13 protein-coding genes are annotated in these 13,991 nt (G+C 69.0%); 4 read left to right on the top strand and 9 right to left on the bottom strand.

Annotated elements, in window-relative coordinates:
• Nucleotides 1-162: 162 nt before the first annotated feature.
• From ABGB08_RS19310 to ABGB08_RS19285, 6 genes are all read right to left on the bottom strand, one after another.
• Complete coding sequence (locus tag ABGB08_RS19310) at nt 163-978, bottom strand: transglutaminase family protein (protein ID WP_347592130.1); 816 nt, start codon at nt 976-978, stop codon at nt 163-165.
• Nucleotides 975-1,901 carry an alpha-E domain-containing protein gene (locus tag ABGB08_RS19305; RefSeq protein ID WP_347592128.1) on the bottom strand — a complete coding sequence of 309 codons (927 nt, stop codon included), beginning with the start codon at nt 1,899-1,901 and terminating at the stop codon, nt 975-977. Before ABGB08_RS19305 ends, ABGB08_RS19310 begins: the two co-directional genes overlap by 4 nt.
• Nucleotides 1,898-3,442: a circularly permuted type 2 ATP-grasp protein gene (locus ABGB08_RS19300; protein WP_347592126.1), complete on the bottom strand. Its 1,545-nt coding sequence runs from the start codon at nt 3,440-3,442 to the stop codon at nt 1,898-1,900. The genes ABGB08_RS19305 and ABGB08_RS19300 overlap by 4 nt, the downstream gene beginning before the upstream one ends.
• Before the next feature lie 88 nt (nt 3,443-3,530).
• Nucleotides 3,531-4,478, bottom strand: a complete 948-nt coding sequence (locus ABGB08_RS19295; RefSeq protein WP_347592124.1) for a nucleoside hydrolase — start codon at nt 4,476-4,478, stop codon at nt 3,531-3,533.
• A gap of 17 nt (nt 4,479-4,495) precedes the next feature.
• Nucleotides 4,496-5,860 (bottom strand): cysteine--tRNA ligase, encoded by a 1,365-nt coding sequence (gene cysS / locus ABGB08_RS19290; protein WP_347592122.1) that lies wholly within the window; start codon nt 5,858-5,860, stop codon nt 4,496-4,498.
• 329 nt (nt 5,861-6,189) lie between these two features.
• On the bottom strand, nt 6,190-6,480 hold the full coding sequence (locus ABGB08_RS19285) for a hypothetical protein (protein ID WP_239162152.1): 291 nt from the start codon (nt 6,478-6,480) through the stop codon (nt 6,190-6,192).
• Between the two features lie 304 nt (nt 6,481-6,784).
• On the opposite strand from ABGB08_RS19285, the gene ABGB08_RS19280 reads away from it, so the two are divergent.
• The 4 genes from ABGB08_RS19280 (at nt 6,785) to ABGB08_RS19265 (ending at nt 11,348) form a co-directional block, all read left to right on the top strand.
• The gene (locus ABGB08_RS19280; RefSeq protein WP_347592120.1) at nt 6,785-8,236 is read left to right on the top strand and encodes a helix-turn-helix transcriptional regulator; all 1,452 of its coding nucleotides are present in this window, start codon (nt 6,785-6,787) and stop codon (nt 8,234-8,236) included.
• A complete protein-coding gene (locus tag ABGB08_RS19275) occupies nt 8,233-9,162 on the top strand; it encodes an aminoglycoside phosphotransferase family protein (RefSeq protein WP_347592118.1) in 930 nt (309 codons plus the stop codon). The genes ABGB08_RS19280 and ABGB08_RS19275 overlap by 4 nt, the downstream gene beginning before the upstream one ends.
• 237 nt (nt 9,163-9,399) lie before the next feature.
• Nucleotides 9,400-9,603 carry a cold-shock protein gene (locus ABGB08_RS19270; RefSeq protein WP_155336120.1) on the top strand — a complete coding sequence of 68 codons (204 nt, stop codon included), beginning with the start codon at nt 9,400-9,402 and terminating at the stop codon, nt 9,601-9,603.
• Between the two features lie 71 nt (nt 9,604-9,674).
• Entirely contained in the window at nt 9,675-11,348 is a 1,674-nt protein-coding gene (locus tag ABGB08_RS19265; RefSeq protein WP_347592115.1) for an alpha-amylase family protein, read from the top strand.
• A gap of 561 nt (nt 11,349-11,909) precedes the next feature.
• Here ABGB08_RS19265 and ABGB08_RS19260 read toward each other — a convergent pair.
• Genes ABGB08_RS19260 through dapA form a run of 3 tightly spaced genes read right to left on the bottom strand, consistent with a single transcriptional unit; the run spans nt 11,910 to nt 13,945 of the window.
• On the bottom strand, nt 11,910-12,104 hold the full coding sequence (locus tag ABGB08_RS19260) for a hypothetical protein (protein ID WP_347592113.1): 195 nt from the start codon (nt 12,102-12,104) through the stop codon (nt 11,910-11,912).
• Nucleotides 12,076-13,053, bottom strand: coding sequence for a malate dehydrogenase (locus ABGB08_RS19255; protein WP_347592111.1), 978 nt, complete (start codon nt 13,051-13,053; stop codon nt 12,076-12,078). The genes ABGB08_RS19260 and ABGB08_RS19255 overlap by 29 nt, the downstream gene beginning before the upstream one ends.
• Before the next feature lie 37 nt (nt 13,054-13,090).
• The gene (gene dapA, locus ABGB08_RS19250) at nt 13,091-13,945 is read right to left on the bottom strand and encodes a 4-hydroxy-tetrahydrodipicolinate synthase (protein ID WP_347592109.1); all 855 of its coding nucleotides are present in this window, start codon (nt 13,943-13,945) and stop codon (nt 13,091-13,093) included.
• Nucleotides 13,946-13,991 lie beyond the last annotated feature (46 nt).

The raw sequence follows: 13,991 nt of genomic DNA, 5'->3' as shown, positions 1-13,991 counted from the left end.
GGGAGTTCAGGCGCTTAGAACGGAAGTATCCGTCCGGACGGGGTGCGCAGGTCGATGGGGACGGGACGGCGTGGAGGCCGAGGCCGCTGAACGATCTGGACCCTTTTCACAGAGGCGCTCCTCTCATCGTTTGGTCTCAGCTTTCCCATAATTGCGCCAAGATCACGCCAGGCGGGTCACTTCGACCTTCACTACTTGTCTTCCCGCAGGTGGTCCTTGGTAAATACCTTTCAAAGGGGGTACGTCAGCGTAATCTCTCCCGCGCGCTACCACCACGTGTGATTCGCCCACTTTTGACTGATTTGTTGGATCAAGCGCGACCCAGTCCCCGGCCCAGTACTCCACCCACGCGTGGCTCTGCCCGAGCACCGGCTCGCCGATGGCCGCGTTCCGGTGCGGGTGCAGGTAGCCGGAGACGTACCTGGCGGGCAGTCCGGCCTCGCGCAGCAGTGCCACGGTGACGTGGGCCATGTCCTGGCAGACGCCTTCGCGCAGGTCCCAGGCCTCCTGCGCGCTGGTCAGCACCCCGGTGGAGCCTTCGACATAGGCCACCCGCTCGTGCACCGCCCAGGCGATCGCCTCGGCCGCCTCGTGCGGGTCGCGGCCGGGCACCTGCGCCAGCCCGACGCCGGGGGTGATCGTGGTCCGCTCGGTGGGGCGCAGGTACTCGGCGACCGGCCCGTCCACCGCCCGCAGCGCCGCCCAGCTCAGCGGCTTGCCCAGCGGGCGCGGCCCCGCCGTCTCCACCCGGCTCACCGCCTCGATGGTCAGCGCCCGGTGCCCGTTCGGCACGTCGAAGACGCTCACCTGGGTGCCCCAGTAATCGCGGTAGGTCCAGACCGGCGTAGCCGGGCGGATGGTCAGCCGCTGGTCCAGGGTGGTCTGGCCGCGGTCGTCCAGCGGCGTCATCCTGACCTCGTTGTAGGAGGACTGCGCCTCGCCCTCGTACTCCAGCAGGGTCAGGTGCCTGATCCTCACACGCCAGCCGTCTGCCATGTCGCGCCTCCCCACGCCACGTGCTGGAAGAACCGGTCGGTGATCGCCTCGGACGCGATCACGCAGACCGCCTGGAGGGCGGTGAGCAGCTCGGGCAGCTGGTCGTCCAGGTCGGCCACGTCGGCGTACTCCAGGGTCATCCGGACCCGGCCGATGGCGGCGCGGGCGGTGTCGGACATGCCGGCCCGATCGTGGTCGGGGGTCAGCTCGGCCAGGCACTGTTCCGCGGTGGCCAGCGCGTGCATGACCGAGCGCGGGAACAGCCGGTCCAGCAGCAGGAACTCCAGCACCCGGCGGGCGTCGCCGCGATGGGTCCGGGTGAACGACTCGTCCGCGCCGCAGGCTTCCAGCAGCAGCCGTACGTTCCCGGTGTGGCCGGGCTCGTGGTGCACGGTCAGCAGCCGGGCGAGCATGTCCACCCGTTCCAGGCTGCGGCCCAGCACGATGAAGCGCCAGCCGTCGTCGCGGCTCATGGTGGCGTCGGCCAGGCCGAAGAAGAGCGCGGCTCGTTCGCGTACGTAGCGGAGGTAGCCGTGCGGGCCGAGGCGTTCCGCGCCGGCCTGGCGGAGCGGCAGCTGGTTCCAGGTGACGTTGAGGCACTCCCACACCTCGCTGGAGACGATCTCCCGGACCCCGCGGGCGTTCTCCCTGGCGGCGCGCACGCAGCCGGCGATCGAGCCGGGGGTGTCGGAGTCGTAGGCCAGGCGCTGGACCATGGTCTCGGTGGTCGGGGACTCGGCGCCCTGGTGGCCGAGGGTGGCGAAGACGGTGGCCCAGTCCTCCTGGCCGACCAGGGCGCGGTGCAGGGAGACGTCCAGCAGGCGGGCGATGTCGTCGGAGCGCTCGACGTACCTGCCGATCCAGTAGAGGGTCTCGGCGATCCGGCTGAGCAGCTCGCGGGTCATTGCTGGCCGTCCCAGGCGGCGTTCCTGGTGGGCTCCCAGTGCACCTGGGCGGGGGTGGGTTCCGGTGGGGCCGGGCGGGGGCCGGGCTCCGACAGCACCCAGGTGTCCTTGGAGCCGCCGCCCTGGCTGGAGTTGACCACCAGTTCTCCTTCCGGGAGCGCCACCCGGGTGAGGCCCCCGGGCAGCAGCCAGACGTCGTCGCCGTCGTTGACCGCGAACGGGCGCAGGTCGATGTGGCGCGGCCGGGGCAGGTCGCCGATGAGCGCGGGCGAGGTGGAGAGCGCCACCGGGCGCTGCGCGATCCAGCCGCGCGGGTCGGCGCGCACCGCCTCGGCCAGCGCGGCCAGGGTCTGCTCGTCGGCCCGCGGCCCGATCACGATGCCCTTGCCGCCCGCGCCGTCCACCGGCTTGAGCACCAGGGTGTCCAGGTGCTCCAGCGCCCATTCGAGGGTGTCGGCGTCGGCCAGCCGGTGTGACTCGACGTTGCCGATCAGCGGCTGCTCGCCGAGGTAGTACTTCATCAGGTCCGGCACGTAGGTGTAGAGCAGCTTGTCGTCGGCGACCCCGTTGCCGACCGCGTTGGCGATCGTGACCGTGCCCGCCCTGGCCGCGTTGAGCAGGCCGGGGCAGCCGAGCGTGGAGTCGGCCCGGAAGTGCAGCGGGTCCAGGAAGTCGTCGTCCACCCGCCGGTAGATGACGTGCACCGGGCGCTTGCCGTGCGTGGTGATCATGTACGCGCGATTGTTCTCGCAGACCAGATCCCGGCCCTCGACCAGTTCGACGCCCATCAGCCGGGCCAGCAGCGCGTGCTCGAAGTAGGCGGCGTTGTAGACGCCGGGGGTGAGCACCACCACGGTCGGGTCGGTCACGCTGCCGGGGGCGGCCTTGCGCAGGGCCGCCAGCAGGCGCGGCGGGTAGTCGTCCACCGGCCGCACCCGCTGCTCGGCTCCGACGCCGTCCCGTCCAGGCCCCGCGAACAGGGCGGGCAGCGTCCGCATCATGGCCAGCCGGTTCTCCAGCACGTAGCTCACTCCCGAGGGAGTGCGGACGTTGTCCTCCAGCACCCGGAAGTCGCCCGCCTCATCCCGGATGATGTCGATTCCGGCGATGTGCACCCGCACCCCGTTGGCCGGGCGGATGCCGTCGGCCACGCGGTGGAAGTGCGGGGAGGACTGGAGCAGCCGCCAGGGCACGATGCCGTCGTGGAAGACCTGGCGGCCGCCGTACACGTCGGCGAGGAAGGCCTCCAGGGTGCGCACCCGCTGCCGGACCGCGCGGGCGATCAGGTCCCACTCGGCCGCGTCGATGACGCGGGGGATCAGGTCGAGCGGGAACGGGCGCTCTTCGCCCGCGTAGTCGAAGGTGACCCCTCGATCGGTGAAGACGCGGGCTAATTGGTCGGCCCGGAATCGCAGCTCGTCGGCTCCGAGCGGTTGCAGGGCCGCGAACAGCCCCTGGTAGGGCGTCCGGGGCACGCCCGGACGCTCGAACATCTCGTCCCATGCATCGGCCAGGGCATATGAGTCGAATATGTCCGCCATGACCGGAGGGTAGGAAACGGATGTTTCGCGCAAACTCCGGGATTGTTTCGGGCATTGGTCGTTCCGCCACGGAGATTGCGGCACATCCTCACGGGAGGCGCAAGCTCACCCGCTCGTACGCCGACAACGTGAGCTCCCAGAACCGATCCACCTGGATGGACGTCCCCACCTGCGCGTTGGCCACGCGGTCGCCCAGCGCGAAGTCGATCACCGTCATCCCCGAGGTGAACCGGCCGGCCGTCTCCACCTCGACCCAGGCGGGCTCGAACTCGATCAGGGTCGGGTCGGCCAGGTAGGCGAGCGCGCACGCGTCGTGGATGGCCGGCCCTTCGCTGGCGGTGACCATGCCGTAGAAGGTCGCGCACGGGACCAGCAGGTCCTCGCCGAGGCGGCCGAGCGCGCGCATGCGCTTCACCACGGCCTCGGTGGCCTGTGCGGTGGTGCTCACGTCCAGGCCGATCTGGGTGACCGTCCACCCGGCCCGGAACACGATCGCGGCCGCCTCCGGGTCGGCGGCGATGTTGAACTCGGCGGCCGGGGTGCGGTTCCCCCGGGTGTACGTCCCGCCCAGGATGGCGAACTCGCGCACCCAGTCGACCACCCGCGGCTCCTTGAGCACGGCCAGCGCGATGTTGGTGAGCGGCCCGATGGCGACCAGGGTGATCTCGCCCGGATGGGCGCGCAGCGTCTCGATGATGTAGTCGCTGGCGTGCCCGGGCGCCACCGGCAGCGTGGCCTCGGGCAGCACCGCGCCGCCCAGCCCGCCGGTGCCGTGCACGTGCGCCGCCTCGATCGCGCTGCGCAGCGACGTGGAGGACAAGATGGCCCCGGCCGCGCCCGGCGTCACCGGCACCTCGGGAAAGCCCAGGAACTCCCGCAGCCGGAGCGCGTTGTCGGTGGTGCGCTCCAGCGAGACGTTCCCGCCGACGGTGGTGATACCCACGATCTCCAGCGCGGGGCTGCCGTGCGCCAGCGCGATCGCCAGCGCGTCGTCAATCCCCGGATCACAATCGATAACGATCTTTTTTGGTGCCACGGATTGGAGCTTAGTAGTCAGACCCGCAGCCGGTGATTCACCCGGCGATCGATGAGAGCGCCGTCGATCAAGGCGGTGTCGATCTGCCGATGCATGGCGTGCGCCCGCTCCACCTTGCCCTGCGCCGCGCTCGCGTCGGCGAGATTTCTGACCACGTGCAGCACCGCCCCCGCGACCTCCCGCAGCCGGGTTTCTCTGGCCCAGTTCCCGGCCAGTGGATCAAGCCCCAGGATTGCCAGCATCGCGCGCACCTCGCCGCATTTTTCGGCGGCCAGTTTCGGGTCGCCGGAATCGAGGGCGGCGTTTCCCTCGTTCACCGCCGCGTGCACCCGCGACAGCGCCTGCGGCACGTTTAGGTCGTTCCCCATGGCCTCGCTGAACTGGGCCGGAAGCCGGTCGGCGGGGCGCTCGGCGACCCGGTCCACGAACCGCTCGACCCGCCGGTAGGCGGTGGCCGCCTCCTCCACCGCGGCCACCGAGAACTCCATCGGCGAACGGTAGTGCGCGGCCGCCAGGTAATAGCGGAGTTCGACCGGCCTGATTCGCCGGAGCAACGTGTGCACGGCCATCGGATTCTTCACGACTTTGCGAATCTTCTCGCCCCGGTGGGTGACCGGTCCGTTGTGAATCCAGAAACGCGCGAACTCATCTCCGGCGGCCCGGGACTGGGCGATCTCGTTTTCGTGGTGCGGGAAAATCAGATTGGCGCCGCCGCCGTGGATGTCGAATTCGTGGCCGAGATACTTGCGGGCCATCGCGGAACATTCGAGATGCCATCCGGGGCGGCCTTCTCCCCACGGCGCGGTCCAGATAGGCTCGCCGGGGCGGGCTCTCTTCCATAATGCGAAATCGCGTGGATCGCGTTTTCCGTGGCTGTTCTCCTCGGTGCCGCGCATTTGGTCGTGGCGTTGCCCGGAGAGCGCGCCGTACGCCGGAAAGGAACTCACCGAGAAATACACGTCGCCGTCCGCCTCGTACGCGTTCCCGGCGCCGAGCAACTGCTCGACGAGCTCGATCATCTCCGGGATGTGCCCGGTGGCCCGGGGCTCCACGCTGGGCGGAAGGCAGCCCAGAGCTTCGTACGTGCTGCGGAACGAGCGGTACACCGGATCGGTGATCCGCCACCAGTGCACGCCCTCGCTGAGCGACCTACTGATGATCTTGTCCTCGATGTCGGTGACATTCCTGCAGAATATGACCTCATATTCCAGGTGCCTCAGCCAGCGGTGCAGAATATCGAAATTCACCTGCGACCTGATCTGGCCGACATGCGGCGGGACGACCACGGTGGGACCGCACAGATAAAGCGAGACCTTTCCCGGAATTCGGGGGGAGAAATCGCGGACCGAGCGACTGAAAGTATCGTAAAGGCGGAGACCCACCTACCCGAGGGTAAGCGACCATTCCCGTCGCTGTCGATAGGATTCGACGAGGTGAGGGCCGCACATCACGAATGCCTGATTGTGAGACACGTCAAACGGCAATTAATAGGCCGGAACCACCCCGGGGGTCCCGCTTCCATGGTAGACATCCTGCCGTTCTTCCGCTAACACCGCAGCTACCGCGGCTAACGCTCTGCTAACACCCCAAGGTACGGCCCGCGTCCCGGTGTGGGTGGAATGGGGGCACGCGGGTCGCATGGATCGCGTGGCGCGAGCCGTACCGGCTCTGGGTGGCGAGCTAGCGGCGGGATGAGCTAGCAGCGGGATAGCTAGCGGCGGATGACGTGGAGCACGCTCGCGATGCGCTCGGCGGCGGTGACGACGTCGGAGGCGTGGCCGATGCGGCCCGCCCAGGACAGCCAGTACCACCACTCGCCGTCGTTGGCGTTGGACGCGAGCACGTCCTCGGCCACCGTGGGGGCCATCGGGTTGACCACCCGCAACCGCGGGTAGAGGCCGGCCGGCGCCGTCAGGCGCACCTGGAACGAGTGCGCCTCCAACTGGGCGGCCAGCCGCTCAAGGTGGTCCATCGCCTCGCTGCGATCTGCCTTCATGGCCATCGTGGTCTCCCGGGGATGTTGGGACCTTTCACCGGAAAGGGTGAACCCGGGATGACCTACCGGCAATCCGACCCATTCGACGTATACGTGCAATAACCAGGGAACTCTGCGGTATTCCGTGGAACAGACACGGTTCTGGGGGCACGAACGCATAACGGTACTGGCGGTTGGGTGCGTGCCGGTTAACCTGTGGGAAATATCCGTAATAGCCGAACAGGGTGGTTCCCGGGCAGACTGGGGTACGGCCCGACCCCCAACCGTTCAACCCTGACGCCCCGTATCCAGTAGTGGAAGGGCAGGCACCATGGCCCGAGGAGAACACTCTCCAGCGTGCGCGCGCCGCTGGCGCGAGCAGGCGGAAGCCCGGCAGTGGACACTGTGGCAGACGGTCCAGGCGATCCACGGCTGCTGCGGCGTCAGCATGCTGAAGGCCCATCGCCTCGGGCGCGGCTGGTCGGCCCGCCAGGCGATCGAGGAGCTGGAGTTCCTCTGCGAGCAGCAGGCGCTCGGCCTGCCCCGGGCCAGCATCGACCTGCTGAACGCCTGGGAGAACAACCGGGCCCGCCCCCGGCCGCAGACCATCGACCTGCTGGCCCGGCTGTACAAGGCCAACGCGGTCCGGCTCGGCTTGGCCGCCGACTACTGCGACGACCCGGGCGGCGGCGGCCAGAAGGTGGTCGTGGTCGCCAACGGCTCCAGCGACGACGGCGTGCACGTGGAGGACCTCGCCGACGACGACACCGACCGGCGCGCCCTGTTCCACCAGGCGATGCTCGCGGGCACCCCGAACGGACGTTTCTTCGCCGAGGTGGAGGGCACCCGCCACGATGTGGATCGGTCCCTCGCCACCGGCAGCGTCACCGAGGACCAGCTCGACCGCCTGGACGAGCAGGTGCTCCGCTACCGCCGGGAGTACATGACCACCCCGCCGATGCCGATGCTCTGCCGGGTGATGCTGGAACTCGCCGACGTGCGCAAGCTGGCCGGGGCCCGGCAGCTGGCCAGCGTGCAGCGCCGCCTGCTCACCGCCACCACCATGCTGTCCCTGCTGACCGCCGACGCGCTGATGAAACTCGGCGACACCCGCCAGGCCCACGCCTGGTACGGCACCGCCCGCACCGCCTCCGACGACATCGGCGACCTGCGCCTGCGCGCCCTCGTCCGGGCCAACCAGACGATGCTGCCCTACTACTACGGCGACCTCACCGAGACCGTCCGGCTGGCGCGCGAGGCCAGGATGCTGGCCGGTTCCGCGCCCAGCTCCCCGGCCGCGCTGGCCGCCGCCGCCGAGGCGCGCGCGCTGGCCCGGATGGGCGACCGCAAGGCGGCCAGGATCGCGCTGGCCGAGGCCGAGCAGATCTTCGCCCGGATGCGCGGCATGAGCCAGGACGACCTGGCCTTCGTCTTCACCGAGAAGCGCATGACCTTCTACCGCACCGGCACCCTGCTGGAGCTCGGCGACGAATCCCAGGTGCAGCACCTGGAATCGCTCGGCGGCGACATCCAGACCGGCTTCCAGACCATCGACCCCGCCCTGATCCTGCTCGACCAGGCCACCCACCTGGCCCGGCACGGCGACCACGACGAGGCCTGCCGGCTGGCCGCCCAGGCGCTCGGCCAGGTCCCGGCCGAGCACCGCACCTCGATCGTCGTCACCCGGGCCAGGGCGCTGCTGGCCGACGCCGACCCCCGGCTGCCGTCGGTCCGGCACCTCAACCAAGTCCTGTCGGAGTCCTCCCTCCGGCTAGCCATATGAACCACACCATCGCGCATCCCTTCACCGGGAAACCCCTGGCCGAAGAGGCCTTCGGAGTGCTGCGCGCGGTCTGCGGGCAGATCGGCGTCGAGGCCGAGGGCGCCCGGCTGATGCGGCTGCGCAGCAACGCGGTGTTCAAGCTCAGAAGCGAGATGGTGGTCCGGATCGCGACCGCCCCCGACGCGCTCACCCGCCTCCCGGTGGTGCTCGCCGTCGCCCGCTGGCTCGCCGACCGGGGCTTCCCCACGGTGCGCCCGGTGGACGAGATCCCCGGCCAGCCCATCGTGTACGGCGGGCGCGCCGTCACCTTCTGGCGCTACGTCCGCTCCAACGGCCGCCCGACCACCCTGGAACTCGGCCGGGTCCTGCGCAACCTGCACCGCGAACCGGTCCCGCCGATCAACCTGCGCCGCCTCACCGATCCGCTCGCGGAGGTGCGGCACGCGGTCGAGCACCGGTCCGAAGTCCTCACGCCCTACCAGCGGGCCTGGCTCGGCGACCGGATCTCCAGCCTCACCGACCGCTGGCAGAGCCTGGAGTCGGGCCCTCCGGTCCTCCTGCACGGGGACGCCTGGATCGACAACCTGCTGCGCTGCCGGGACGGCCAGGCGGTGCTCTGCGACTGGGACGGCGTCGCGGTCGGGCCCCGCGAGTGGGACCTGGTGCACACCTACCACGGGCAGCGCCGGTTCGGCCTGACCCCGGGGGAGGTGGACGCGTTCGCCCACGCGTACGGCTCGGACCTGCGGGAGTGGCCGGACTTCGGCACCCTGATGGAGATCAGGGACATGTACGCGGTGGGCATCCACATCAGGAACGCGACCGGCGACCCGTTCTCCCGGCAGGAGTTGCCCCGGCGACTTGACTCCTTGACTCGGGGTGACGGCGAGGCGCGGTGGTACATGGCGGCCCCGGCCCTCAGCTGACAGGGGGTCTGAGCTGCGGGGAGGGGCCCTGTTTGGACATCCGGCCGAGGGCGGGTAGGCTGCTCGTGTTGCAGTGGTGTTTGTAAAAAAGCGCCTCGGGACCTTCCCGATGGAATGTTCCGACAGCGGGCGTGCTTGCTTCTCCAGCGTATTGCGCGGATGCAGGGTAGGGTCCGCTAAGCAGCCCCGTGTCCCCGACCTGGTGGCACGGTGAGGCTCCCGTAAAAGGAGAAGCAGTTGTCTGAAGGCACGGTCAAGTGGTTCAACGCCGAAAAGGGCTTTGGGTTTATCGCTCCGGACGACGGTACCCCTGACGTGTTCGTGCACTACTCGGCGATCACGTCGAGTGGTTACCGCAGCCTCGACGAGAACCAGCGCGTCAGCTTCCAGACCGTTCAGGGCCAGAAGGGCCCCCAGGCCGAGAACGTAACGCCGCTCTAAGCCTGTTCGAGACAGCAACCCGCATCACATCTGTGGTGCGGGTTGTTGTTTTCCGGGTAGGTGCCGCGGTCATGCGGCTGAGCCAGACCTCTGAACTGTGGTGGAAGAACGCGATCGTCTACTGCCTGGACATCGAGACCTACGCGGACGGCGACGGCGACGGGATCGGTGACTTCCAGGGGGCGATCCAGCGCATCGATCATCTGGACCGGCTCGGCGTCACGTGCGTCTGGCTGATGCTGTTCTTTCCCACCCCTGACCAGGACGATGGGTACGACATCGTCGACTTCTACAGCGTCGATCCCCGGCTGGGCACGCTGGGGGATTTCGTGGAGTTCGTGCGGGTGGCCCGGGATCGGGGCATTCGAGTTATCGCCGACCTGGTCGTCAATCACACCTCCGACCGGCATCCCTGGTTCCAGGACGCGCGCTCCAGCCGGGACTCCCGGCATCGGGACTGGTACATCTGGTCGGATCGGCCGGAACCCGACGATCCGAAGGGCGTGGTCTTTCCCGATCAGGAGGACAGCCTGTGGGAGCTGGACGAGGGAAGCGGGCAGTACTACTTCCATCGTTTCTACAAATTTCAGCCAGACCTAAACACCGCCAACCCGGACGTTCGCAATGAAATCGCAAAAATCCTCGGATTCTGGATGGAACTCGGACTTTCCGGGTTCCGGGTGGATGCGGTGCCGTTCGTGGTGGAGCGGGTGGTGGACAGTGACACGCTCCCCGACCCGCATGACTACTTCGCCGAGTTACGGGCGTTCATGAACCGCCGGGACGGCGGGGCGATCCTCCTCGGCGAGGTCAACCTCCCCTATGCCGAGTTATTGACCCATTTTGGCAATACGCTGCTGGGCAACGAGATCACCGTGTGCTTCGACTTCATCGGCATGCAGCGCATGTACCTGGCCCTGGCCCGCCAGGACGCCCGGCCCCTGGCCGCTTCGCTGCGGGACCGGCCGAAGCCGCCCAGGGACAGCCAGTGGGCGATTTTTGTCAGAAACCACGACGAACTCACCCTGGACAAGCTCACCAAATCGGAGCGCGAGGAGATCTTTGAGGTCTTCGCCCCCGACCAGGACATGAGGATCTTCGACCGGGGGATCCGGCGGCGGCTGCCCACGATGCTGGACGGCGACCAGCGGCGCGTCCGGCTCGCCTACAGCCTGCTGTTCTCGCTGCCCGGCACCCCCGTGCTCTTCTACGGCGAGGAGATCGGCATGGGCGAGAACCTCGCCATCGAGGGCCGATCCTCGGTGCGCACCCCCATGCAGTGGACCCCGAACCTGCACGGCGGCTACTCCACCGCAGAACCCGCGATCCCGATCACTTCCGGCGCGTACGGCCCGGAGCGGGTCAACGTCAGCGCCCAGCGGCGCGACCCCGGCTCGCTGCTGATCTGGATCACCCGGCTGATCGGGCAGTACCGGGAGTGCCCCGAACTCGCCTGGGGCGACTACGCCGTGCTCGACGCGGGGGACACCGCCGTGCTGGCCCATCGGGCCGACATCGACGGCGGAACCGTCGTGGCGGTGCACAACTTCGCCGACCGGAAGATCGACGTCGAGCTCACCCTGGACGGGCTGGACTCCGGCAAGGTGCTCACCGATCTGCTGCTGGACGGGACGATCGAGATCTCCGACAAGGGCTTGGCCAGATTCGACCTGGAACCCTATGGTTGCCGCTGGTTCCGTGCCTCGACTCCGGAAACGGCGCCCGCGGATTCGACGTCACCCTGACGGGTCCCTTAGGCGCTGACCTGGGCCGATAGGTGCCCACCCCACCCCAACCCCGATGCATACCGAACTATCGGCCTAGGGCGGGATAAGGGGGCTATCAGGGGTTGGTCGGGCCGATCTCCGATGGGGGTGAAGGACGCTTCCCAGGACAGTCGATGTCATGGGAATGGTGTTCGGATTCTTGATCACTTCGGTTGGCGTGGCCGCCATGGCGGTCCTGCATGTGGTGTCCGGATTGAACCCGTTGCGGGACATGATCAGCGAATACGCCTGGGCGGCGCACGGCTGGCTGCTGCCGGTCGCGCTGACCGCGCTGGCCGTCGGTTCGGCGGTGCTGGCGATCGGGCTGGCGCGGCTGGACCGCAGGGCGGCGCTGCTGGTCGGGGTGTGGTCCGGATGCCTGCTGATGGTGGGCGCGTTTCCGACTGACCGGCCAGGGTTGTCGTTGTCGCTGGCCGGGGGGGTGCACCGGTATGCGGCGCTGGTCGCGTTCATCGCCATGCCCGCAGCGGGACTGCTGATCGCCAGGCGGACCGGGTCACGGGTGATCCGGGTGCTCAGCTACGTGGCGATCGGCTCGCTGGTGATGGTGGTCGTGCCGTACGCGATCAGGATGCTCGGGCTTGACCCCGGCCTGGTGCCCGGCGGGCTGACCCAGCGGGTGACCGTCCTGTCGGAGGTCGCCGCGCTGCTGGTGGCCGCCGGGCACGCGTACCGGCTGGAAACGCTAGATGAGACCCAGCGCCTGCACCGCATCGCGCTCGTCCAGCAGCTCGCGGACCGACAGGTCGATGCGCTCGCGGGAGAAGGCGTCGATGGCCAGGCCCTGGACGATCTCCCAGTGGCCGCCGGTGGAGGTCACCGGGAAGGAGGAGATGAGGCCTTCGGGCACGCCGTACGAGCCGTCGGAGACGACGGCGGCGGAGGTCCAGTCGCCGGGGGCCGTGCCGTGCACCCAGGTGTGCACGTGGTCGATCGCGGCGTTGGCGGCCGAGGCCGCGCTGGACGCGCCGCGCGCCTCGATGATGGCGGCGCCGCGCTTGGCGACCGTGGGGATGAACGTGTCCCGCAGCCACTCCCCGTCCACCTGCTCGGCGGCGATCTTGCCGCCCACCTCGGCGTGGTAGAGGTCGGGGTACATGGTGGGGGAGTGGTTGCCCCAGATGGTCAGCTTCCTGATCTCGGTCACCGGGACCTGGAGCTTGGCGGCCAGTTGGGAGAGCGCCCGGTTGTGGTCGAGCCGGGTCATCGCGGTGAACCGGTCGGCCGGGACGTCCGGCGCGTGGCTGCGGGCGATCAGCGCGTTGGTGTTGGCCGGGTTGCCCACCACGAGCACCCGGACGTCGTCCGCGGCGTGGTCGTTGATGGCCTTGCCCTGCGGGCCGAAGATGCCGCCGTTGGCCGACAGCAGGTCGCCGCGCTCCATCCCGGCCGTCCGCGGCCGGGCGCCCACCAGGAGCGCCACGTTCGCGCCGTCGAAGGCGACGTTCGGGTCGTCGGTGATCTCGATGCCCTGCAGCAGCGGGAACGCGCAGTCGTCGAGCTCCATCGCGGTGCCCTCGGCCGCCTTGAGCGCCGGAGTGATCTCCAGCAGGCTCAGTGAGACAGGGGTTTCGGCCCCCAGCAGTTGCCCCGAAGCGATGCGGAAGAGCAGGGCGTAACCGATCTGCCCGGCCGCGCCGGTGACGGTCACTTTGACGGTCATGACGATCCCCTTTGGCGAAAAGTATGTCCTCCGGAGCCTACTCGCATGCTTGTCTGAGGTGGTTCAGGAGGTCGGTGTCGGCGGGGACGAGCGGGAGGCGCACGGGGCCTGCGGGGAGGCCGCGGTCGTTGAGCAGGGCTTTGACGGCGACGGTGCCCGGGGCCTTGGTGGTGATCGCGGAGACGATCGGGGTGAGGTGGCGGTGGAGGCGGGTGGCGCTTCTGGTGTCGCCCTGGTCGTGTGCGTGGAGCATGGCCTTGGTGGTCGTTCCGGCGACGTGGCCGATGGTGCTGATGACGCCGGTGGCGCCGATGGCGTACAGGGGGAGGTTGAGCTCGTCGGCGCCGGAGTAGTAGCGCAGGCCGGTGGCGGCCAGGACCTCGGCCGACTTGAGCAGGTCGTAGGCGGCGTCCTTGACGCCGGTGACGCGGGGGTGCTCGGCCAGGCGGAGCAGCGTGTCGGTGGTGAGGGCGGTGCCGGTTCTGGCGGGGATGTCGTAGAGGGTCACGGGGAGGGCGGTGGCGTCCGCGATCGTGGTGATGTGGTGGCGGATGCCTTCCTGGGTGGGACGGCTGTAGTAGGGCGTCACCACCAGCAGGCCCTCGGCGCCCGCCTTCTCGGCGGTTCTGGCCAGCTCGACGGCGTGGCGGGTGTCGAAGCTGCCCGCCCCCGCGATGATCGTCGCCCGGTCGCCGACCGCTTCGGCGACCGCGCGGATCAGGGTCTCCTTCTCCTCGTCCGTGGTCGTCGGCGCCTCGCCGGTGGTGCCGTTGAGCACCAGGCCGTCACAGGCCTGGTTCTCGATCAGGTACGTCGCGAGTGTTTGGGCGCCTTCGGCGTCGAGCGAACCGTCAGTGTGGAAGGGCGTCACCATCGCCACGAGCATCGTCATACGACGACTCTGGGAGAACCGGATGGTGTAGGTCCAGTTAGATCTG

Source organism: Acrocarpospora sp. B8E8 (genome assembly GCF_039871605.1).
In the GTDB taxonomy this organism is placed as follows: domain Bacteria; phylum Actinomycetota; class Actinomycetes; order Streptosporangiales; family Streptosporangiaceae; genus Acrocarpospora; species Acrocarpospora macrocephala.
The sequence above is the reverse complement of the archived record's forward strand: the minus strand, read 5'-3'. Positions and strand labels throughout refer to the sequence as shown.

Excerpts from the sequence above, each read along its gene's own strand:
- ABGB08_RS19305 (WP_347592128.1), bottom strand. The coding sequence starts at position 1,901 with ATGACCCGCGAGCTGCTCAGCCGGATCGCCGAGACCCTCTACTGGATC.
- ABGB08_RS19300 (WP_347592126.1), bottom strand. The coding sequence starts at position 3,442 with ATGGCGGACATATTCGACTCATATGCCCTGGCCGATGCATGGGACGAG.
- ABGB08_RS19285 (WP_239162152.1), bottom strand. The coding sequence starts at position 6,480 with ATGGCCATGAAGGCAGATCGCAGCGAGGCGATGGACCACCTTGAGCGG.
- ABGB08_RS19280 (WP_347592120.1), top strand. The coding sequence starts at position 6,785 with ATGGCCCGAGGAGAACACTCTCCAGCGTGCGCGCGCCGCTGGCGCGAG.
- ABGB08_RS19275 (WP_347592118.1), top strand. The coding sequence starts at position 8,233 with ATGAACCACACCATCGCGCATCCCTTCACCGGGAAACCCCTGGCCGAA.
- ABGB08_RS19265 (WP_347592115.1), top strand. The coding sequence starts at position 9,675 with ATGCGGCTGAGCCAGACCTCTGAACTGTGGTGGAAGAACGCGATCGTC.
- ABGB08_RS19260 (WP_347592113.1), bottom strand. The coding sequence starts at position 12,104 with ATGCGGTGCAGGCGCTGGGTCTCATCTAGCGTTTCCAGCCGGTACGCG.
- ABGB08_RS19255 (WP_347592111.1), bottom strand. The coding sequence starts at position 13,053 with ATGACCGTCAAAGTGACCGTCACCGGCGCGGCCGGGCAGATCGGTTAC.
- dapA (WP_347592109.1), bottom strand. The coding sequence starts at position 13,945 with ATGACGATGCTCGTGGCGATGGTGACGCCCTTCCACACTGACGGTTCG.